Source organism: Candidatus Poriferisodalis sp., from assembly GCF_965205175.1.
In the GTDB taxonomy this organism is placed as follows: domain Bacteria; phylum Actinomycetota; class Acidimicrobiia; order Acidimicrobiales; family Poriferisodalaceae; genus Poriferisodalis.
This window is the reverse complement of record NZ_OZ242038.1, coordinates 2,291,741-2,313,631: the sequence shown is the minus strand read 5'-3', so window position 1 is coordinate 2,313,631 and position 21,891 is coordinate 2,291,741. Positions and strand designations below refer to the sequence as shown.

Annotated in this window: 11 protein-coding genes; 9 read left to right on the top strand and 2 right to left on the bottom strand. The window is 69.7% G+C overall.

Going from position 1 to position 21,891, the window contains the following annotated elements:
• Nucleotides 1-367 precede the first annotated feature (367 nt).
• From ACOGI4_RS10030 to ACOGI4_RS09990, 9 genes are all read left to right on the top strand, one after another.
• A complete protein-coding gene (locus tag ACOGI4_RS10030; RefSeq protein WP_419841535.1) occupies nt 368-1,498 on the top strand; it encodes an LLM class flavin-dependent oxidoreductase in 1,131 nt (376 codons plus the stop codon).
• Nucleotides 1,495-3,981 carry a molybdopterin-dependent oxidoreductase gene (locus ACOGI4_RS10025; protein WP_419841534.1) on the top strand — a complete coding sequence of 829 codons (2,487 nt, stop codon included), beginning with the start codon at nt 1,495-1,497 and terminating at the stop codon, nt 3,979-3,981. Before ACOGI4_RS10030 ends, ACOGI4_RS10025 begins: the two co-directional genes overlap by 4 nt.
• Nucleotides 3,982-4,085: 104 nt before the next feature.
• Nucleotides 4,086-5,375, top strand: a complete 1,290-nt coding sequence (locus ACOGI4_RS10020) for an O-acetylhomoserine aminocarboxypropyltransferase/cysteine synthase family protein (RefSeq protein ID WP_419841533.1) — start codon at nt 4,086-4,088, stop codon at nt 5,373-5,375.
• Entirely contained in the window at nt 5,372-5,965 is a 594-nt protein-coding gene (locus ACOGI4_RS10015; protein ID WP_419841532.1) for a CoA-binding protein, read from the top strand. The genes ACOGI4_RS10020 and ACOGI4_RS10015 overlap by 4 nt, the downstream gene beginning before the upstream one ends.
• 122 nt (nt 5,966-6,087) lie before the next feature.
• Nucleotides 6,088-9,294 (top strand): cell wall-binding repeat-containing protein, encoded by a 3,207-nt coding sequence (locus ACOGI4_RS10010; protein WP_419841531.1) that lies wholly within the window; start codon nt 6,088-6,090, stop codon nt 9,292-9,294.
• Between the two features lie 361 nt (nt 9,295-9,655).
• Nucleotides 9,656-12,910, top strand: a complete 3,255-nt coding sequence (locus ACOGI4_RS10005) for a cell wall-binding repeat-containing protein (protein WP_419841530.1) — start codon at nt 9,656-9,658, stop codon at nt 12,908-12,910.
• Nucleotides 12,911-13,243: 333 nt separating this feature from the next.
• Nucleotides 13,244-16,429: a cell wall-binding repeat-containing protein gene (locus ACOGI4_RS10000; protein WP_419841529.1), complete on the top strand. Its 3,186-nt coding sequence runs from the start codon at nt 13,244-13,246 to the stop codon at nt 16,427-16,429.
• Between the two features lie 500 nt (nt 16,430-16,929).
• Nucleotides 16,930-17,973, top strand: coding sequence for a hypothetical protein (locus tag ACOGI4_RS09995; RefSeq protein ID WP_419841528.1), 1,044 nt, complete (start codon nt 16,930-16,932; stop codon nt 17,971-17,973).
• 35 nt (nt 17,974-18,008) lie between these two features.
• On the top strand, nt 18,009-19,535 hold the full coding sequence (locus ACOGI4_RS09990) for a glycoside hydrolase family 3 N-terminal domain-containing protein (protein ID WP_419841527.1): 1,527 nt from the start codon (nt 18,009-18,011) through the stop codon (nt 19,533-19,535).
• Between the two features lie 264 nt (nt 19,536-19,799).
• On the opposite strand, the gene ACOGI4_RS09985 is transcribed toward ACOGI4_RS09990, so the two are convergent.
• Together ACOGI4_RS09985 and ACOGI4_RS09980 are read right to left on the bottom strand one after the other, a co-directional pair.
• Nucleotides 19,800-20,915: a hypothetical protein gene (locus ACOGI4_RS09985; protein ID WP_419841526.1), complete on the bottom strand. Its 1,116-nt coding sequence runs from the start codon at nt 20,913-20,915 to the stop codon at nt 19,800-19,802.
• Between the two features lie 247 nt (nt 20,916-21,162).
• The gene (locus tag ACOGI4_RS09980; protein WP_419841525.1) at nt 21,163-21,882 is read right to left on the bottom strand and encodes a thiamine diphosphokinase; all 720 of its coding nucleotides are present in this window, start codon (nt 21,880-21,882) and stop codon (nt 21,163-21,165) included.
• Nucleotides 21,883-21,891 lie beyond the last annotated feature (9 nt).

Here is a 21,891-nt window from a genome sequence, read left to right as displayed (position 1 = left end):
CGGCGACAACGCGCTCAAGCAGCGAACAACCCACCGGCGCCCGTTGTTCGGGGGCGAGCGGTCCCACCGACGAGGGCGGAGCGTGGGCAGCGGAACGGCGAACGACCGAGCAGCACCCGCCGTTCGGGGCGTGCGGTCTCACCAACGAGGGCGGAGTGTGGGCAGGGGCCTCCGCGCGCAGTTCTGCGACGCCACCCACCCCGCGCGTTCAACAATTGCGTCGCAGCTGTTTGAGCACGGAGGCCCCTGCCCACACCCCGCCCGGACGAGACACAGCCGACAGTCGCGCTCGCAGCTGTTCGGGCACGGAGGCCCCTGCCCACGCTCCGCCCGGACGCACACCGCCCACGGTTCGTAGCCTGATGCCGTGGGAGTGCGCGAACCCGTTCCGCTGTCGGTGCTGGACCTGGCGACCGTGCGAGCGGGCGGCACCAGTGCGCAGGCCTTGGCGGAGACGACCGAGCTGGCGCGTGCGGCGGATCGACTGGGTTATCGCCGCTTCTGGGTAGCCGAACACCACAACATCGACACGGTGGCCAGCACGTCGCCTGCGGTGCTGATTGCTCATCTGGCTGCTCACACCGAGCGCATCAAGCTGGGCTCGGGCGGCGTCATGCTGCCCAATCACCGTCCGGCAGTGGTGGCCGAGCAGTTCGCCATGCTCGAGGCGTTGCACCCCGGCCGCATCGACCTCGGCGTCGGCCGCGCACCGGGCAGCGATCGCGCCACGGCGGCAGCCATTCGGGGCCCGACCCAGCACGATTCCAGCGACGGCCACCCTGCGCCAGACCGGTCCCAGCCAGACCGAGCCCAGCCAGACCCTTGGCAGATCGACGATTTTCCGAGCCATCTGATCGATCTCATGGCCTATCTCGGAGACGTGCGCGCCGCCGACGGCCCGTGGACAGACTTCCGGGCAACGCCGCTGGCCACCTCGGCGCCGGCGGTCGTGCTCCTGGGCTCCAGCGGCTACTCCGCACAGCTCGCGGGCTACCTCGGGCTCCCTTTCGCGTTTGCCCACCATTTCGACGGGGGCGGCGTGCTCGGCGCTGTGGACCTGTACCGGCAGCGGTTCCAGCCGTCTGCGGTGCTCGATGCGCCGTACGTGATGGTGAGCGTGGGCCTGGTCACCGCGGCAGACTCCGACACTGCCGGCTACCACGCTGCACCCTCGCTGCTGCGCCGCTGGGGTATTCGCACCGGCCGGTTCTGGCCGCTGGCTCACCCGGACGACGCGATGTCGCATCCCGAATGGCACCGCGCATCTGCTATGCCGACGAACGCCATCGTGGGCGATCCCTCCGAGGCAGTCGACGGGCTGCAGGCTCTGGCGGCCGCCACCGGTGCCGCGGAGTTGATGGTACACACCTCCACCTTCGGCCTCGCCGAGCGGATCACCAGCCTCGAGCTGTTGGCAGAGGCGTGGCAGCGCAGCACGGACGAGCCCGCAGCAGCTCCGCCTGCCGCTGAGCTCGCCGTCTCTGTCGCGGCCCCATGAACGAACGCCCGGCAAGCGACTTTGCGCCCGGCGACCTCGCTGGCAGAGAGGTCGCGGGCAACGACCTTGCGGGCGGCGGGGCGCCAGGCGGCGTGCGCACCACGGCGCTCGGGACGCACTTCGGACCGTTCCTCGTCGATGCCCGTGACGGCGAGGTGCTGGCCGTGCGAGGCCACCCCGCCGACCCCGAGCCCTCGCATCTGGGGGACTCGCTCAAGCACTATGCCGAGCATCGGGTGCAGCGTCCCGCCGTGCGCCAGTCGTGGTTGCGCGACGGGCCCGGCTCGCAGACGCATCTACGCGGCCGCGAGCCGTTCGTGGAGGTCAACTGGGACCGCGCCTTGGACTTGGTTGCGTCGGAGCTGGCTCGGGTGCGCGAACGCCATGGCCGTTCGTCGATCTTCGGCGGCGCCTACGGCTGGGGTTCAGCGGGCCGGTTCGGGCTGGCTTCGGCTCAGCAGCACCGCTTCATGCGGTTGCTCGGCGGCTGCACCGATCAGAAAGGCACCTATTCGTCCGCGGCTGCGGAGGCGATCTTCCCCTACATGCTGGGCATGGGCTACCACGCGGCGCTCGCTCGCCAGACCTCGTGGTCGGTGATCTGCGCGCACACCGAGCTGTTCGTGTGCTTCGGAGGCATGCGCGCCACCAACTCCCACGTCACCTACGGCGGTCAAGGGCCTCATCATCACAACGACTGGATCGCTCGGGCGCGCGACGCTGGCGTGCAGTTCGTGAACGTGAGCCCGTTGCGAGACGACTTCGCGCCGTCCGTCGGCGCTCGCTGGCTGCCGATCCGCCCGGGCACCGATGTGGCACTGATGCTCGGGGTCATGCACACGCTGGTGACCGAGGGGCGCGCCGACGAAGCGTTCCTGCGGACGCATTGCCACGGTTGGGACTCGCTGCGGGCCTACCTGCTGGGCGAAGGCTACGCACCTCCCGCGGGCGGACCGGCACCGTGCGGCCGCCTGCTCGCTGAGCCGGCGTGGGCCCGAGCAGTGGACTACGACACGCCCAAGACGCCGGCGTGGACGTCGCAGATCACCGGCATTCGGGCCGACGATGTCGTCGCGCTGGCCCACGAGATGGCCGCCAAGCGCACGCTGGTCAACCTGAGCCTGTCCACGCAGCGGGCCCATCACGGCGAACAGCCCTACTGGACGGCGCTGGCGTTGGCGTGCGTGCTGGGCCAGGTGGGCGTGGCAGGCGGCGGCTATGCATGCAGTTTCGGGACGCAGGGCAACACCGGCGCAGGCCAGGTGCGCGCCCGGATACCGGGTCTGCCGGTGCCGATGCGACAGCCCGGTCCGCCCACGATCGCTGTGTCGCGCATCACCGAGATGCTGGAAGGCCCGGGCCAGCCGTTCGACTTCGACGGCAAGCGCGGCCGCTTCCCCGACGTCAAGCTGGTGTACTGGGCAGGCGGCAATCCCTTTCATCATCATCAGGACTTGAACCGGCTGGTGCGTGCATGGCAGCGGCCCGAGACGGTGATTGTGCATGAGCCGTTCTGGACGCCGCTGGCCCGCCGTGCCGACATCGTGCTGCCGGCGACCACGCCGCTGGAGCGCAACGACATCGGTGGCGCGGAAACGATGCTGATCGCGATGTCGGCGGCTGCCGCGCCGGTGGGCGAGGCACGCGACGACTACTGGATATTCTCCCGCTTGGCCGAACGGCTGGGCTTCGGCGAGCAGTTCACCGAGGGACGCACAGCCGACGAGTGGCTGGAGGCCATCTACGGCATCTGGCAAGCGGCGCATCCCGCGTCGCCGCCCTATGAAGAGTTCGTGCGCAACGGGTGCGAGCCGGCACCGGGCATGGCGCTGATGGGCGAACCTCGCCAAGTCTTCCTGGAGACCTTCCGAAGCGACCCGGCTGCCAAGCCGCTGCGCACCCCCAGCGGCCGCATCGAGCTGTGGAGCGAAGCCATCGCCTCCTACGGCTACGACGACTGCCCGCCGCACCCGGCCTGGATGGAGCCCTTCGAACGTCTGGGCGGGGCACGCAGCGACCGCTTCGGTCTGCACTTGGTGACGAACCAGCCTGCGGCGCGCTTGCACAGCCAGTACGACCATGCAGCGCCCAGCCAAGCCACCAAGGTGGCCGGCCGCGAACCGGCACGCATGCATCCCGCAACCGCAGCAGCGCGGGGAATCCGCCACGGGGACGTGGTTCGCCTGTTCAACGACCGCGGCGCCTGCCTGGCCGGCGCGGTCATCGACGAAGCGGTGATGGAAGACGTGGTGCAGATCTCCACCGGGGCGTGGTACGACCCTGCGCCCGACGGCACCTGCCGTGCAGGCAACCCCAACACGCTCACCGCCGACGTCGGCACCAGCCGGCTGGGCCAGGGCCCCTCGGCCCACACCTGCCTAGTGGAAGCGGAGCGCTGCGAGGACGCGCCGGCGGTGGAGTCGTACCGCCCGCCGCAGATCGTGGCTGCGGCGCCGAGCGAGCAGGCCGCGCCGCAAGACTAAGACTCCGGTGCGTCTCCGACGGCTTGCGCGCCGTCGTCTTGCGCGCACCAGAGCGACGTGGGCCGCTTCGAAGACGGTCGCCGGCTCGTTCTAGGCTGCGCACGATGAACGACCACCGGTTCGGGTTCCGTACACGTGCGCTGCACGCCGGCGGCCGGCCCGACCCGACCACGGGGGCGCGTGCTGTCCCGATCTACCAGTCCACGAGCTTCGTGTTCGAGGATGCACGAGACGCAGCCGATCTGTTCGCGTTGCAGAAGTACGGCACGATCTACAGCCGCATCTCCAACCCGACCGTCAACGCCTTCGAGGAGCGGATGGCAAGCCTGGAAGGTGCGATCGGCGCCGTCGCTGCCGCCTCGGGCATGGCGGCGGAATTCCTGACGGCGGCTGCGCTGTGCAGCGCCGGCGACAACCTGGTGACCTCCACCGCGCTGTACGGCGGCACCCACACGATGTTCGACGTGACGCTGGGCCGTTTCGGCATCGAAGCCCGATTCGTGGACGGGGACAGCGCCGACGCGTACGCGGCCGCCATCGACGAGCGCACCAAGTTCTGCTACACCGAGATCATCGGCAACCCGTCGGGCTCGGTCGCCGACGTGGCCGCCATCGCCGACGTCGCTCACGCTCACCGGCTGCCGCTCGTCGTGGACGGCACGTTCGCCACGCCCTACCTGTGCCGTCCGATGGAGCACGGCGCGGACATCGTGCTGCACTCGGCGACCAAGTTCGTCGGCGGCCACGGCAACTCCCTCGGCGGCGTGGTGAGTGAGGCGGGCAGGTTCGACTGGGGCAGCGGTCGCTTTGCCGACATGACCGAACCCGTCGCCAGCTACAACGGGCTGCGCTTCTGGGAGAACTTCGGCGAGTACGCCTTCTGCACCAGGCTGCGGGCGGAGCAGCTGCGCGACATCGGCGCCGCGATGTCGCCGATGACAGCGTTCTTGTTGCTGCAAGGCCTCGAGACGCTGGCCCAGCGGATGGACGCGCACGTGGCGAATGCGCAGGCCGTCGCCGAGCATCTGGAGGCCCACCGGGCGGTCAGCTGGGTCGCCTATGCGGGGCTCGAGTCCTCTCCCTATCGGGAGCTCGCTCGTCGCTACCTGCCGCGGGGACCGGGCGCAGTGTTCACGTTCGGCGTGCGCGGCGGGCGCCAAGCGGGAGCGGACTTCATCGAATCGCTGCAGATGATCAGCCACCTGGCGAACGTCGGCGATGCTCGCACGCTGGTCATCCATCCCGCTTCGACGACGCATCAGCAGCTGTCGGACGAAGCGCTCGCGGCGGGAGGCGTGAGCGCGGACATGATCCGCCTGTCGGTGGGACTCGAAGACGTGGAAGACATCCGCTGGGACCTCGACCAGGCGCTCGCGAAGGCCGTGCCGGCATGATCGGCGACGGTGCGCTCGGGCGCGGCCCCACCGGCCGCGGCCCCGCAAGCGACCGGCGCCGCGGTCGCGAGCCGGTAGACGTAGACGGCTGGGCCGAGCCGAGCGCTGCGCAGCGGCAGGCGCTGCTGGGGCGCACCGAATCGGTCGCGATGGTCGGCGTCTCGGCCAACCCGGCCCGGCCCTCCCACTTCGTCGCCACCTACCTGCTCAGCTCCAGCACGGACTTCGACGTGTACTTGGTGAACCCGGCGGCCGACGAGATTCTTGGCAGGCCGTGCTATCGGCGTCTGGCGGATCTGCCGGCAGTGCCTGATCTGGTGGACGTGTTTCGACGGCCCGCCGATCTCGCGGGCGTGGCCCTCGAGGCCATCGATGTCGGCGCGCAGGCCTTCTGGGCGCAGCTGGGTCTGTGGAGCCCGCAGGCCGCCCGGCTGGCGCACGATGCGGGCCTCGACGTGGTGATGGACCGCTGCCTCAAGATCGAGCACGCCAGGTTTGCCGGCGGTCTGCATCTCGCCGGATTCGACACGGGCGTGGTGGACTCGCGCCGCACCGCCCGCAGGGCCAGCCGCACCACCAGCAACGCCTGAGTGCGGCTGTGGTGGGTTGGTGGGGTGGGGTGTCACAGGTGTGGGTGTGGTGTGGTTGTGTTGGGTAGGTGCCTGTTGGGGTGCTGTCGGGTTTTGTGAGGTGTGTTGTGTCGGTTGTTCGTGTGTCGGGTCGCAGGTCGTGGTGGGTGGTGTTGGTGGTGGTGTTGTTGGGGGGTTCGTTGTTGGGTGGGTCGTTGGTGGGGGGTGTGCCGGTGGGTGCGGCGAATTCGGCTGGTGAGTGGTTGGTGGACTCGGATCGGGACGGTCGGCCTGATGCTCGTGGGTTTGCGGGTCGGGATCGGTATGAGACGGCGTTGTTGTTGGCGCGGCATTTCGCGGATGGGGGTTTGCCGGGGTCGGTGGATGTGGTGGTGGTGGCGTCGGGCGAGTCGCAGATTGATGCGGTGTCTGCTGCTGGGTTGGCGGGGTTTGTGGAGGCGCCGGTGGTGTTGACGTATCGTGATCGGTTGCCGGGGGGGGTGGCGGCGTTTTTGGAGGATCAGGGTGTGGGGACGGTGTTTGTGGCTGGTGGTCCGGTGGCGGTGTCGGATGCGGTGGTGGCCGAGTTGAAGGGTTTGGCGTCGAAGCCGCGGGTGGTGCGTGTGGCGGGTGCGGACAGGTATGCGACGGCGGCGGCGATGGCGGGGCGGGTGCGGTCGTCGGCGCGGTGGTGCGGTTCGGATGATGAGGCGGTGTTGTTGGCGAACGGGGATCGGGTGCCGTTCACGTCTGCGGTGTTGGCGGGTCCGTTGTCGTATCGGATGCAGGTGCCGTTGTTGTTGACGGCGGCTGACAGGCTGCCTGCGGTGTCGGCGGATTACATCGGGGACAACGGGATCGACCGTGTGGTGATCGTCGGGGACGTGTCGGAGGTGTCGGAGGGTGTGGCTGACGCGGTGACGGCGTTGGGGGCTCGGGTGGATCGGTATGCGGGGGGTGACGCGGCGGCGACGTCGGTGAGGCTGGCGGAGTTGATGTGGGGCGGTTGTGGGGGTTTGGGCACTGACACGGGCCGGGTGGCGTTGGTGTCTGAGTCCTCGACGGCTGATGGTGTGGCGGCTGGGCCTGTGATGGGCCGCGGTCTGGATCGGGACGGCCGTCCGGTGCCGATTTTGGTGGTGGGGGCGGAGTTGCCGGGGGTGGTGCGGGATTGGCTGGCTGCGACGCCGGTGAAGGACGCTTCGGGGAACAAGACGCATATGTCGGTGGTGGCGGTGGGGGGGACTGCTGCGGTGTCGGCTGGTGTGGTGTCTGCTGCGGTGGCTGCGGCGGGGTCGGCGCCTTCGTTGTCGGCGTCGATCAGCGCGCAGCCGGCGTCTCGGTCGGGCCGTGTGACCGGTGATCCGTCGGTGTTCACGGTGACGTTCAGCGACGCGATCCGCTCCACGCGGGCGGATCTGTCGAAGCTGGTTGGGATGCTGTTCGTGAACGGCGTGTCGGCTTTGGTGTCGAAGGTGGAGCTGGACGACGCGTTCCCGCCGGCGGGTTCGTGCACGGCGGGCACGAGGGTGACGGCGACTTTGCTGGCGCCGTTGAAGGCGGGCGACAAGGTGGAGCTGCGTCCGGACAGGGACGCGGCGTTGGGCGCGTCGGGTGACATGCGCAGGGTGGGGGCGGCGTCGTTCACGGTGCCGTTGAAGGCGTCGGTGTCGGTGGTGCCGCCGTTGGAGGTGATCGCGGTGGAGGGCCAAAAGCAGGTGTATCTGCGGACCACTGGGGCGGTGGGCGGCGATGAGGATCTGGTGCTGTCGAACGGGAAGGTGTCTGTGACCTCGAAGCGGGGCGCGAAGGTGTCGGTGGCGGCTTTGGAGGACGTGTCGTTCCGTCGCACGAACACGCAGGCGTTCGATCCGGCGTTGACGTTGGCGGAGGCGTTCGATTTCAACGGCGACAAGGACAAGACCGACACGAACGAGGCGAAGGGCAGTCCGTATTTCCTGGCTGCGGGGGACACGGTGACCGTGGAGCGGGGCGCGTTGTCGTTGGACGGCGTCGGGTCGAGGCTGGAGCGTGCGGCGGTGGCCAAGCGCACCCCGAAGCCGAAGGTCGCCTCGATCCGGGTGGGGCGGCCCGACACGGGGGTGAACGACGACCCTGCTGATGACGGCAAGCCGGGCGGTCTGCCGGGGGACGTGGCGCCCAAGCCGACCGAGACAGGGTTTTTGAGTCTGCGTCCGGTGGCGCACATGGGCGCCCCGGTGGGGGCGGCGTTCAGCGATCCGCGTGCGCGGATCAAAGCCGACGACGGTTCGACGTCCGCGTCGATCACGTGGCCGGCGTCGGGGTTGACGGTGGCTCGCGAGATGCAGGCCTATGCCCGCTGGGACGGGATCGCGGCGGGCGCGAAGGGCAACGACTGGGCGGTGCGCTTCGACTACGCGAAGGCGTATTGGGCGCCTGGCGCGGCGTTGGAGGACGAGGAGGTGGAGATCGACGTGACGGTGGGCCGCAATGTGGGCCGTTCGGGTGGCGGGCTGGTGCGGGTGACGTTCCTGGCGGGTTCCCCGACGTTGGGCGACATTGCGGACGCGTTGAACGCCGACAGGGACTTCGCCGACAATTTCACGCTGGCCTATGACTGCGCGGACCGCGAGAAGCTGATCACGGCTCGTCCGGCGAACGAGTCGGCGGTGAACACGTACTGGCATCGCAGGTTCTACCCGTTGATCGGGGGGGTGTCCAGCGTCGGCATCGAGGTGACGTTCGGGGAGTGGCATTCGGCGCATAAGAACACCAGCGAGCTGCGCAATTTCTTGTTGGGGTCGCTGGTGCCGGGCTGGAACCCGGACAACGCCGCGGACCTGATCGCTGCTGCGGACGTGTACGGCAACAGCAACTATGTCGCGGACTCGGCGCAGCGCAAGTTCACGCACCATCAGACCGGCAACGTGGCTGCGGCTCGGCCGATCAAGGTGTGGCATCTGCGGTTCACCACCGGCGACGCGTCGCTGCTGCCGGGGCCGCGTACGGGCGTGTCGGGAGGGGCGATCATGTTCCCCGGCTACTATTACGACGACAGCGGCACGCTGGTTGACCTGTGGGAAGGGGAGCCGGCCAAGACCCCGTTCGGGATCCGGAACATCAACTGGGACGGCCGTTTCCCGGTCAGCTATTTGAACCCGACGGCGTCCGATCAGGTGGAGGACGACTCGCAGGGCGTGCCGGGGAAGCTGCCGGCGCAGATCGACGACGACGGCGACGGGAACGCGAAGCAGTCCAAGACTGCCGGGGTGCTCACTGAGCAGGTGGAGTGGGCGGCGCCTGATCACACGGTGCGGGTCACCGCCGGCGACGTGCCCTCCTACCAGTTCGAGCTGCCCGTCAACTAGCCCCCCGGGGGGTCTGGCGCCGGCAGCCTGGCGGCGCCCTCGACGCGACACACCGGCGTACTCCTTTGGGTGGGGTCCGCCGGCGTGGCTGGGCGGCCCCGCGGCAGAGCCTGCCCGGGTCCGGTCCGGCGGGCTGCGGGCTTGTGGGGCCGGCGTCTTTGTTTGGGGGCTGCGGCTGGTTCGGGGAGTGTTCTGCGGTCGGCTGCGTGTCGGAGTGGGGCGGGGGTGGGCGTGCGGCCGGACGCGGATGCTGTGGGATGCTGGGGGTGTCACAGGTGCGGGTGTGGTGTGGTTGTTGTGTGTGAGGTGCCTGTTTCGGGGTGCTGCGGGTTTTGTGAGGTGTGTTGTGTCGGCTGTTCGTGTGTCGGGTCGCAGGTCGTGGTGGGTGGTGCTGGCGGTGGTGTTGTTGGGGGGTTCGCTGCTGGGTGGGTCGTTGGTGGGTGGTGTGCCGGTGGGTGCGGCGAACTCGGCTGGTGAGTGGCTGGTGGACTCGGATCGGGACGGTCGGCCTGACAGTCGGGGGTTCGCGGGCAGGGACCGGTATGAGACGGCGTTGTTGTTGGCGCGCCATTTCGCTGACGGGGGTGTGCCGGGGTCGGTGGACGCGGTGATTGTGGCGTCTGGGGAGTCGCAGATCGACGCGGTGGCTGCTGCGGGGCTGGCGGGCTATGTGGAGGCGCCGGTGATCTTGACCTATCGTGACCGGCTGCCGAGGGGTGTGGCGGAGTTCGTTGACGCTCAGCGGCCGGGGACGGTGTATGTGGCTGGGGGCCCGTCGGCGGTGTCCGACGCGGTGGTCGCCCGGTTGGAGGGGTTGGCGTCGAGGCCGCGGGTGAGGCGTGTGGCGGGTGCGGACAGGTACGCGACGGCTGCGGCGATGGCGAAGATGATCAGGCCTTCGGCGAGGTGGTGCGAGTCTGACGATGAGGCGGTGCTGTTGGCGAACGGGGACCGGGTGCCGTTCACGTCCGCGGTGTTGGCGGGCCCGTTGTCGTATCAGATGCAGACGCCGTTGCTGCTGACGGCGGCTGACAGGCTGCCGGCGGCGTCGGCGGAGTTCATCCGCGGCAACGGGATCGACCGGGTGGTGATCATCGGCGACAAGACGGAGGTGTCCGACGCGGTCGCGGACGAGGCGGCGGCGCTGGGCGCCCGGGTGGACCGTTATGCGGGCGCGGACGCGGCGGCGACGTCGGTTCGGGTGGCGGAGCTGATGTGGGAGGGCTGCGGGGGTCTGCGCGCGGACCGCACGCATGTCGCGTTGGTGTCGCAGGGCTCGACTGCTGACGGCGTCGCGGCGGGGCCGGTGCTGGGCCGCGGGATCGGCCGCGACGACCGGCCGGCGCCGATCCTGCTGGTCGGCAAGAGCTTGCCGGGGTCGGTGCGGGACTGGCTGGCGGGCACGCCGACCACTGACAGCGCGGGGAGCAAGACGCATCTGGCGGTGGTGGCGGTGGGGGGAACTGCTGCGGTTTCGGCTGGTGTGGTGACAGCGGCGGTGGACGCGGCGGGCACAGCCCCGGCGTTGTCGGCGAGGATCAGTTTCGACACGAGCGAACGTTCGCGGTTCACGTTGACGTTCAGCGACAGGCTGCGGCTGAGCAGCGACGCGTTGTCGGCGGCGGACCGGAAGGCGTTGGCGTCGATGGTGTACGTGAACGGCTCGAACGTGGAGGTGAACAATTTCACGGTGAACGAGGGCTACACGGCGCCTGATGCGTGCTCGGCGGGTGCGGGGACGCAGCTGTTGGTGCTCTTGCCGGCGCCTCCGGGGTATCGGCTGCTGCAGCCGGGGGACCGGGTGGAGCTGCGCCCGAACCGGAACTCGATGCTGGGCGCCGGGGGGGACAGGCGGATGGTGCAGGCCGCCTCCGCGGTGTTCCCGGCGCTGCCGCCGCCGGCGTCGGTGGACCCGACGCCGACGGTGGTGGCAGTGGAGGGCCAGACCAAGATGCAGCTGTACCTGGACGCCTACTCCTATCCGGACCGGGGCAACGTGAACACTCAGATCGACGGCACGGCGGGGAAGATCAGCGTCACGACCGCACGGTTCAAGAACCGGCCGGGTCCGAAGGTGAAGCCCGACGACGGCTACGACCTGGAGTCGGTGGGGAACGCGTCGGGGTTCCCGGGGTACAACGTGAACCTGGTATTGGCCGAGGCGTACAACTGGAACCCGGGCGAGGACTCCGACACGACCGACACGAACGAGGCCGCCGGGTCGAAGTATTTCCTGCGCGCCGGGGACACCGTCACGGTCGACCGGGGCGCTTTGACGCACACCGCGAGCCGCACCCAGTCCCGGTTCGCGCGCACCACGGTCTCCAAGCGGGTCCCGAAGTTCGCGGTCACCTCGGTGCGGGTCGGCCGCCCGGACACGGGAGTGAACGACGACCCCGCCGACGACGCCAAGCCGGGGGGCCTGCCGGCGGTGGTGGCGCTGGACGGGAACGCGAACGACTCCACGCCGCTGATCAGCCGCCGCGCGCTGGGGTTCGTCGGACGGGCCAACACGACGACGTATCTGCATGTGCGGCCCCGCTGGGACGGGTACGCGGCGGGCGCTTTGGGGAACGAGTGGACGGTGCGCACCTTGTTCTCCCCCGACTGGGACCCGAACGGGGCGCAGCGGCTCGACGTGGACGTGAACAAGTACGCGACCGGCGTCGGCGGGCAGATCTCGGTCACGTTCGTCGGCGGCAGCTTCACGCTCGGCGACGTGTACGACATTCTGCGGGCCGACAAGGAGTTCGCAGCCAATTTCGACGTGTACTATCCGCCCGAGGCCGGCGAGCTCAGCAACAACTGCAACTGGCGCAGGGTGCGGGTGAACGCCAAGGAATGGGCCGAGACGTCGTCGGGCACCGCGATAGGCGACCAGCAGGTCCGCAACCAGCCGACGTTCTTCGGCGGGGGGGTCAGCTCGGTCGGCATCGAGATCACCTTCGGCGACTGGGTCGCTGACCTGCCGGGCACCGCGACGGGCCAGAAGCTGCGCGACCAGGTGCTCGCCGCTTTGGTGCCCGGTCATGTCCTGAGCAATGTGCCGGCAGGGTTCCGCACCAACGGCGAGGTGCGTCACATCCAGAGCAACGAGTCCGGCGGGGACCCCGTGGGCCGTGACGCGTCCATGCTGGTGGACATGCTCACCCACTCGGCGCGTCCCTACACGCCGGCGAACCACGACCACTACACGGCGGTGGTGTCCTCCGCCGACAACGGGACAGTGGGCTCGAGCGGCCTGCCCACCAAGACGTTCCATGTGCGGGTCACCACCCGCGACCCGCAGCGGCTGCCCGGGCTGCGCACCGGCGCCGGCAAAGGCGTGGTCAGCTTCGGCGGGGAGTACTGGTCCACCACCGCGGGCACGCTCGCCGGCAGCCCGGCCGCGGTCGCGTACAGCTACCTGTGGGCGAACGGCTCCGACCAGGCCGCCGACACCAGCCTCGGGGTGCCCGGCCGGCTCCCAGCCGAGATCGACGACGACCGCGACGGCGCCGCCGACAAAGCCAAGACCGCGACCAGCGAGCCCGCGGACTACGCGTCGGCCGCGGGCAGGGTGCGGGCCGTGTCAGGCGACGTGCCCTCGCTGCGTCCCGGCAACCCCCTCGGCTAGCCCCCCCGCCCGCCGGCGCCTCGTGTGCTGCCGTCCCGAAGCTCTCGACGGCTTCGGGACGGCATCGTCTTCGCCGCCCCGGCGGCCCCCCGCCGGCGGCGTCCTGAGGCGCCCGGTCGGCCGCGGGGGTCGGCCGGCGGGTCCGCGGGCCGGCCCTGGGACTTCGCCGGCGGCGGCCTTTGGGGCGCCCGTCCGGCTGGGGGTCCTGCGGGGCTGGGGGGTGGGGGTGTCACAGGGGGGGGCGGGGTGCGGTTGTGTTGGTGAGGCGCCTGTTCGGGCGCCGCGACGGGTCGACGGGTCGTTGCTGTCTAGGGTTGTGCTGTGAGGTGTGCTGTGCTGTTGGGTCGAGCGAGGCTGTGGGTGCTGTCGGGTCGCAGGCGGGCGGCTGTGGTGCTGCTGGCGGCTGCGGTGGCGGGGTCGATGCTGGCGGTGGCGCCGGGCGCCGGGGTGGGGGCGGCGAACTCGGCGGGCGAGTTCTTGGTGGACACGAACCGTGACGGGCGTCCTGACAGCCGTGCGTTCGCCGGGGGGGACCGTTACGCGACGGCGCTGTTGTTGGCGGAGCATTTCGCTGACGACGGCACGCCTGGGACGGTGGACGCGGTGATCGTCGCGTCGGGGGCGTCGCTGGTGGACGCCGTGGCGGCTGCGGGGCTGGCGGGCTATGAGCAGGCGCCGGTGCTGTTGACCCGCCCCGACGGGCTGCCTCGCGGCGTCGCGGAGTTCGTGGAGGACCAGGGGGTGCGCACCGTGTACGTCGCCGGGGGCACAGCGGCAGTGTCGGAGCGGGTGGTGACCCAGCTGGAGGGCTTGGCGTCGTCCCCGAAAGTCACCAGGGTCGCGGGGGCGGACCGGTATGCGACCGCGGCGGCGATGGCGAAGCTGACCCGCTCCTCGGCGCGTTGGTGCGGCACCAACGACGACGCGGTGCTGCTCGCGAACGGGGACGCCGCCCCGTGGAGCGCGGCGGTCGCGGCGGGGCCGCTGGCGTACGCGTTGGAGATGCCGCTGCTGCTCACCCCCTCAGACGCGCTGGCGGCCGCCGCGGCGGAGTACATCGACGACAACGGGATCGACCGTGTGGTGATCGTGGGCGGCACCGATCAGGTGTCGGCTGCGGTCGCGGATCAGGTGACTGCTTTGGGGGCGAGGACCGAGCGTGTCGCCGGCGCGGATGCGGCGGCGACGTCGGTCGCGGTGGCGAGGCTGATGTGGGGCGCCTGCGCGGGTGTAGGCACCGACACGAATCGTGTGGCTTTGGTGTCCGCGACGTCCGCGGCGGACGGCGTGGCCGCCGCGCCCGTTCTGGGTGCGGGGATCGGCGGTTCGGGCAAGCCGGTGCCGGCGCTGCTGGTCGGCGAGGTGCTGCCCGTCTCGGTGCGGGACTGGCTCGCCGCGACCCCGGTCGCCGACGCGGCGGGCGCCCGTCAGCATCTGTGGATCGCTGCTGTGGGCGGCACCGCGGCGGTGCCGGCGTCGGTGATGGCCGCCGCGGTGGCGGCCGCTTCGGGGGGTGCGCCGCTGACAGCCAAGATCTCCAGGGACCCGCTGACACGCGACGGGCGCATCGTCGGCAATCTGTCCGCTGAGGACAGAGCGAAGCAGGAAGAAGAGGACCGCCAGTTCACGATCACTTTCAGCGACAAGATCAGCCAGACCCCCGCGGCGCGTACCACGACGACGACGTTCGACGCCTGGTTCGACCGGCTCGCGTCGATGCTGTACCTCAACGGCGCCCCGATGGCGGTCGCCGCTGACGGCATCGAGGCCGACACGAACTATCCGCCGTCTGGCACGTGCGGCGCGGGGACTCGTGTGACGGTCACCTCGTCGGACACGCTCAAGGCGGGGGACCGCATCGAGCTGCGCCCCAACGAGTCCGGCTCGATGCTCGGCGTGACCGGCGACATGCGTCGTGTGCAGCCCGCGAGCTTCACGGTCCCGCTGAAGACGACGGTGCCGGTGGTGCCGGTCGTGGAGCTGGTCGCGGTGGAGGGCGAGAACTCCGCCGCGGTGCGTGTCGCCCAGCTGTCCGACAGCGAGCTGACCCGGCCCAACGACGTGAACTCCGCGAGCCATGCGGCCGACTACCATCCCGTGTCGGTCGTCAGCAAAGCCGGCGCGAAGATCAAGACGCGCTTCAGCTTCGGCGACGCCACCTTGCAGACCGCAGCGGCGAACAACCAGATCAACGGCTACAAGGTCGTCTGGAAGCTGGCGGAGGCGTTCGACATGAACGGCGACGGCGACACCGGCGACTCCTACGAAGCCAAGGGCAGCAGCTATGCGCTGCAGGCCGGCGACGTGGTGACCATCGACCGGGGCGCGTTCGTGCACACCGAGAGCGGCGCTCAGTCCCGCTACACCCGCACCGTGGTCACCAAGCGGATACCCAAGTTCGGGGCCACCTCGGTGCAGATCGGCAAGACCGACACCGGCGTCAACGACGACCCCGCCGACGACGACCTGACCGGCGGGCTGCCCGCCGACGAGCAGTGGGGCAGCGACGCCGATCTCAGCCGCCGCGCGATCGGCTACCTGGGCCCCAAGAGCGGGGATCATCTCAAGATCCGTGCCCGCTGGGACGGCATCGCCGCCGGCGCACGCGGCAACGACTGGTCCGTCAACGTGCGCCGCCCGGCGGGCGCTTCGGGCAGCGGCTTCCACCGTCCCGACGACCCGGTCGACATCGACGTGCGGGTCGTGCCCGGGATCGGCGCCGCCGGGGGCGGCAGGATCGACGTGACGGTCCTGGCGGGCACCCCCACCCTGGGCGACATGCACACCGCGGTGACCGGCACCAAAGCCTTCGCGGACAGCTTCACCGCCGAGTACAGCAACTGCGCCCGCCGCGGCCGCAAGCTCGCCGCCGTGCCGGAGTGGCTGAGCTCCCGCTACAAGATGCGAGGCGGCGTCACCACCGTCGGCATTCTGGTCACCTGGGAGGACTTCGTGCACACCGTGCTCACGAACACCCTGACATGCCAGGTGCTCGGCGCGTTGGTGCCCGGCCACTACACAGGCGGCTCTCCCGTCTCGTGCACCGCGGGCGCGTTCTCTTCGGCCCGGATCACCGCCCGCACCGTGGTCACGACCGACGCCGGCTGGGCCGCCACACCACCCGAGCCCGCCGAGCGCAGCGTCTACTCAGCGTCGGTCGAGTTCTTGCGGCCCTCCAAGTCCGCCCGCATACAGTTCTCGACCACCGACATCTCCAAGCTGCCGACGCTGACCAGCGGCTCAGGCAGAGGCGTCGTCACCTTCTACGGCAGCTTCTACGAGTACGCGCCTGACGGCACCCGAGGCCAGTTCGACACCGACTCCGGCTCACACGTGGCAGGCAACTACCTGCTTTCGACCTACAGCTGGAGCGGCCGCGTGCCGGAGATCGACGACGACGGCGACGGCGACGCCACCTACGGCAAAGGCCCCCGCACCGAGCCGGTCGACTTCCACAACCGCGCCCAGAAAATCGCTGTCACCACCGGCAACGTCCCCAGCACCCCATACGGATACTGACCACACCACACCCCCCGCACCACCGCACCGCAGCACAGGCAGCCCCCCACCCCAAAAACAGGGGAGAGGGGCTGCCTGTGCTGCCGTGTCCGCACAGCCACCACACCACCAGCCGAACCGACCCGCACCCGGCGCAGCGCCGCAAGCGATCGTAAACCGGCACGACGCGGCGCAGTCGCCGACCGAGACAACCGGACCCCCCGAACTGGCGCGCTCCGCGCTGCGGACCCGTGCGACCGGCACACGACTGAGTCGGCCCGGTTCCCCACGAACGTCGTCGTGTCGGCTGCCGGCTGATCGACGCACACTGAGCCAGACAAGCGACCGGCCCCGAAGAAGGTCCAAGATCAACCGTGTGACCAGCTCGGCGCACCGCTGACGAAACCGCCGATATCGCTCGCCCCCCTCGACGTTGCGGCCGGCACGAAACCCATTTGGGCTGCGTGCCGCCGTCTCCTACGGTTCGCATCGACCTGACAGACCCACACGCGGAGGCGACCGTGACAGAACAGGAACGCTCCTTGCTCTATGCTCAGCTGTGTGACGAGTTCGGCCAACCGTTCGCGAAACTGCTGATGTCACTCGCCCCGCCGCCCGATCCCGTTACCGGCGAGCGCCTCGCCGCCGAGCTGGCACGCTTCCCCACAAAAGAAGACCTGAAGACCGAGCTGGCCCGGTTCCCGACGAAAGCCGATCTCGCCGCCGAGCTGTCACGGTTCGTTACCAAGGACGATCTGAAGACGGAACTGTCGCGATTCGTCACCAAGGACTACCTCGACGCAGTCATCGCACGCTGGGCTGGAGAACAAACTGCACAGCGCGAAGAGGACCGCAAAGAACGAGAGGCGCAGCGCGAAGAGGACCACGCGGTAATGGCGCGCTGGGCCGCAGAACTGACGGCTCAGCGTGAACAGGACCGTAAGCAAGCCGCGGCCCAACGCGAACAGGACCGCAAAGAACTGGCATCACAACGCGGAGAGGACCACGCGGTGATCGCACGCTGGGCAGGAGAACAAACTGCACAGCGCGAAGAGGACCGCAAGGAATTGGCAGCCCAGCGCGAAGAGGACCGCAAAGAACGAGAGGCGCAACGCGGAGAGGACCACGCGGTGATAGCGCGCTTGGCTGCAGAACTGACGGCTCAGCGTGAACAGGACCGTAAGCAAGCCGCAGCCCAACGCGAACAGGACCGCAAAGAACTGGCATCACAACGCGGAGAGGACCACGCGGTGATAGCGCGCTTGGCTGCAGAACTGACGGCTCAGCGTGAACAGGACCGTAAGCAAGCCGCAGCCCAACGCGAACAAGACCGCAAAGAACTGACAGCCCAGCGCGAGGAAGACCGTGCGGTGATCGCACGCTGGGCCGCAGAGCTCGCAGCTCAGCGTGAAGAGGACCGCAAGGAACGGGACGCTCAACGCGACGCGGACCGCCGCGACGCCGACGCCCGAGCGGAACGGTTTGAACGCAGACTGAGACACCTGCAGGTAGCGCTCCCGGTGGAGATCCTCGTGTGCGTCGCAGCGGTGAGCGCAATCACCTAGCGGTTGCATGGTCGAGTGAACTGAACCGAGTGCGTTTGACGGCACTTCGGCGATCGCTGCGGTTCGCCGCGGCACTGACAGCAGCCGCCGGTTTGCTCGCAACCGCGCCGCACGCGACTGCCCAGACCTCGAACCAGCCCACGGCACCGCCGTTGGTCACGGTGGCACCCGACGGGCTGCCCGCTGACGCTGAGACCACTACACCAGTTGCGGTGGTCGCTGTGTTGCGGGGCCCCGGGGGCGTCGGCTACTGGGTGGTCGGCGCAGACGGCGCGATCGAAGCAGTCGGCACCTCGATCCTGCCGACGGCCAGCGATCCGCCTCCGTTGGAAGCACCCGTCGTCGGGGCGCGTCTGGGTGCTCCCGGAGCGCTGGGCGTGTGGCTGCTGCTTGCTGACGGGTCGGAAGTCGCTGTCGGGGATCCGGGTCCAACGGTGCTCACGGGCCAGGAGCGGCCGTTGGGATGGCTGTCGGGAGTGGGGGTTCGTCAGCTGCTCCGCGGAGCGTGGTGGAACGACGTGGACCGCCAATGCACCAGCGAGCTGTCGCTGCCGGTGCGCATCGGCCAGACGATCATGGCGACGCTGGGTGAGCGTTCGCTGGGTCTCGCCGTCGAAGAGGCCCGGGACCGCCGGATCGGCGGCGTTCTCGTGCAAGGGCCCGTCACCGAGCATGTCTGGCGTCGCATCGCCGAGGTCCAGGACTTCGCGGGCCGTGTGCCGCTGCTGTTCGCCGTCGACGAAGAGGGCGGCCGAGTGCAGCGACTCGCCGAGGTCCTGGGACGTCTCCCCTCTGCGGCGGCCCAGACTGCGATGCCACCTTCCGAGGTGGCAGATCGGGCGGCGAAGCACGCGCGCAAGATGTCCGAACTGGGCTTCACCATGAACTTCGCGCCGGTCATCGACGTCGGGGCAGGCGAGGGCATCGGGGACCGGTCATTCGGCGACGATCCTGCCACCGTCGCCGAGTACGGCACGGCCACCGTGGAGGGCCTCAGTGCCGGCGGGATCGTGCCGGTGGTGAAGCACTTCCCGGGCCACGGCGCGGCCAGCGCCGACACCCACGACCGAGCAGCCGCGACAGCGTCGCTGGAGGACCTGCGCCGGCGCGACCTGATTCCGTTCGCCGCCGTCATCGGCGCCACCGACGCTGCGGTCATGGTAGGCCACCTGACCGTCCCAGGCCTGACCGGAGGGCTGCCCGCGTCGCTGTCCCCGGCGGCGATCGACGGCGTGCTGCGCGGCGACCTCGGCCATTCGGGTCTGGTGGTGACCGACTCGCTGACCATGGGTGCCATCCGAGCCCGGTGGACGGTGAACGAAGCGGCAGTGCTGGCGATTGTCGCCGGCGCGGATGTCGCACTTGTCGGTGGCGTCGAGGATGCCGCTGCTGCGTTCGCTGCGCTGGAGGCGGCGGTGGATGCTGGGCGACTCAGCTTGGAACGTCTAGACGATGCGGCCACCAACGTGCTGCGCGCCAAGGGGGTGTACGCATGCACCCTCGTCGGCCGCGACGGCCTCGGACGGACGGTGCTGTACGACCCGACGCTCGTCGGTCGCTGAGTGCAGCCTCCCGTCCGGCGTGGCGTGTGGTCTGCTACTTGCGTCCGGGCGAAGCTGGGGCAGGGGCCTACGTGCTCAAACAGTTGCGACGCAGGTGTTGCACGGCGGGCGTGCCTAGCGTCGCAAAACTGCGCGCGGAGGCCCCTGCCCCAGCTCCGCGCTCGTGTTGCTGTGCCGTGTCCGCGAGCGGGCTGTGCGGTTTGCGCTGTGGTGTCTGCCTCAGCTCCGCTGTCGTTCCGCTGTGTCGCGGCAATGGGCGTGGGCTCAGGGCAGGGTGACCGTCACTTCTGGCGGCGGCGGTGGTGTTCCTGTGCGGAAGTTGCGGACCACTTGGCCCCACGTCAGCTGCCATTGCCTCCAGTTGGCGCCGACGTAGGCTGGATCGGGACGGTACGGCTGCACGGTCACGCCGAACTCCGTCCACTCGGGCGTGCTCACGATGTCGCTGCGGGCGGGTCTGGCGCCGAAACGACTGCCGGTGCCGAACTGGAACAGCGGCTCGCCCATCGCGTCGAGCAGCCGACCGGCGAGGGAGGCGTTGCGCGCCCCGGTCACGATGCCGGCGTAGAAGCCGATGCGCACGCAGTCCTCGGTCACCACGGCGATGTCCAGCGACGCAGGCAAGCCAGGCTGGTACTGGGCGAACACCGAGGGCATGCCTGCCGTGCCCCAGGTCAGCGGCAGACGTCCGCCCAGCGACTCCAGCGTCACCGGACCGGACTCGTCTTGGCTGATCGGCAGTTGCGGGGGAGGCTCGCCCCCAGCGAAGCGCTCGAAGACGGCGACCTCCCAAGTGGGCGCAAGCTCGGTGCCCCATCGCAGCATCTCGTCGAGCACTCGGGGCCATGGCATCGCCTCTGGCGCACCGCTCTGCGGGTACCGCCGCTCCAAGGCGACCAGCAGGTAGACGCCCATTCGGGCGGATTCGGCATCGGGGATCACGGCGGTGTTGGCGTGGGCCGGATCCCAGAGGGCATCGAGGCCGGCGGGCACCGGCGGCGGCGCAAGCTCAGTGTCGGGCAGCTCGTCGATGGATCGCTGCGGCTCGACATAGAACGACGGCAGATAGTTCAGGCAGGCATCGATGTAGCTCACCGGCATCATCGCATGATCGCTCACCGCCAGTTCCTCGACCAACGGACCGGGCGCCAACGGTACGTACGGCTGAACGAGACCGCTGTCGATGACGAGCTGCAAGTCCAGCGTGTCGACGCCGACGACGACGTCGGCCACCGGGTGGGCGCGGCTGCGCTCGAGCAGATCGATCACGTCCTCGGGCGTATTCTCGCGGAACACGAGGACTTCGATGCCGGTGTCCTCGGTGAAGGCGGCTAGCGCGTCGGCGGGCAGGTGAAAGTCGCGGTGGGTCAGGACGCGCACCGAAGCGGACCCGCCCGCCGACTCGCTGCAGGCAGAGAGCAAGCAAGCGACGGCGCACGCGGCAACGACGAGAGCCCCCAGACGACGAGCAAGACGGCGACGAGCAAAACGGCGACCGACACAACGGGGACCAGCGAAGCGGTCCTCAGCGACACGGTGGGCCCAAGTGTTGCAGGCGCCTCGTGACGCATCCGTCGCAGCTCGCCTGGCGGCGGAGGTGTTGCAGGTGCGCGTGTCGCGGGTGCCTCTAGGGCAGGGATTCGCCATGGGTCTGTATCGCCAGCACGGTGCCGGACTCGACGAGGATGCCCGCGGACTGATCGGTGAACTCGTTGCTCAGTCCGAGCGAGGTCGCGCAGTGCAGCGGCGTCTCGGGGGTCAGGTTCCATCGCAGGCCGCTGGTGTGCAGGTGCGCCGTGCCGCCCACGGCAAGCAGTGTCATCAGATTCCCGTCGCCGACCGGCAGCTCCATGCGCATGCCGGCCGTGGCCGCCCGAACCACGTTCGCATCGACGTAGGCCGTCAGCGGCAGCACGGCGTAGCGAGGCCGCGCCAGCATGGTCATCGAGGTCAGCAGATGATCGAGCCTGCCGCCTCCGCCGGCGATCAATGCCACCTCCGCCGGATCCAGCCCCCAGGCGAAGCTCAGCGCCATGTCCAGATCGCTGTGAGCCTTGTCCCGATGATGTCGTCGCACCAGCACGTCGGGCCACTGATCGCGTGTGCGCTGCAGCACGCGGGGGTCGACGGAGTCGAAGTCGCCGACGACGACATGGGGCCGCAGTCCCAGCCGCAGCGCGTGATGCAGCCCGCGATCCACGGCGATGACGCAGGTCGGCTCGCCGGGCGGATGTCGGCGGGGGGCGTTCGGACCGCCGTCGACGATCCAGACGCAGCGGGCGTCGAGATGTGTGCCGTCGCGGGGCTGTCCGTCGCCATACGGAGCGCTGCCGGCTTCGGGGTTCATGTCACCAGT

Bases quoted from the DNA above. Each gene is read 5' to 3' on its own strand.
- ACOGI4_RS10020 (WP_419841533.1), top strand. From the start codon at position 4,086: ATGAACGACCACCGGTTCGGGTTCCGTACACGTGCGCTGCACGCCGGC.
- ACOGI4_RS09980 (WP_419841525.1), bottom strand. From the start codon at position 21,882: ATGAACCCCGAAGCCGGCAGCGCTCCGTATGGCGACGGACAGCCCCGC.
- ACOGI4_RS10015 (WP_419841532.1), top strand. From the start codon at position 5,372: ATGATCGGCGACGGTGCGCTCGGGCGCGGCCCCACCGGCCGCGGCCCC.
- ACOGI4_RS10025 (WP_419841534.1), top strand. From the start codon at position 1,495: ATGAACGAACGCCCGGCAAGCGACTTTGCGCCCGGCGACCTCGCTGGC.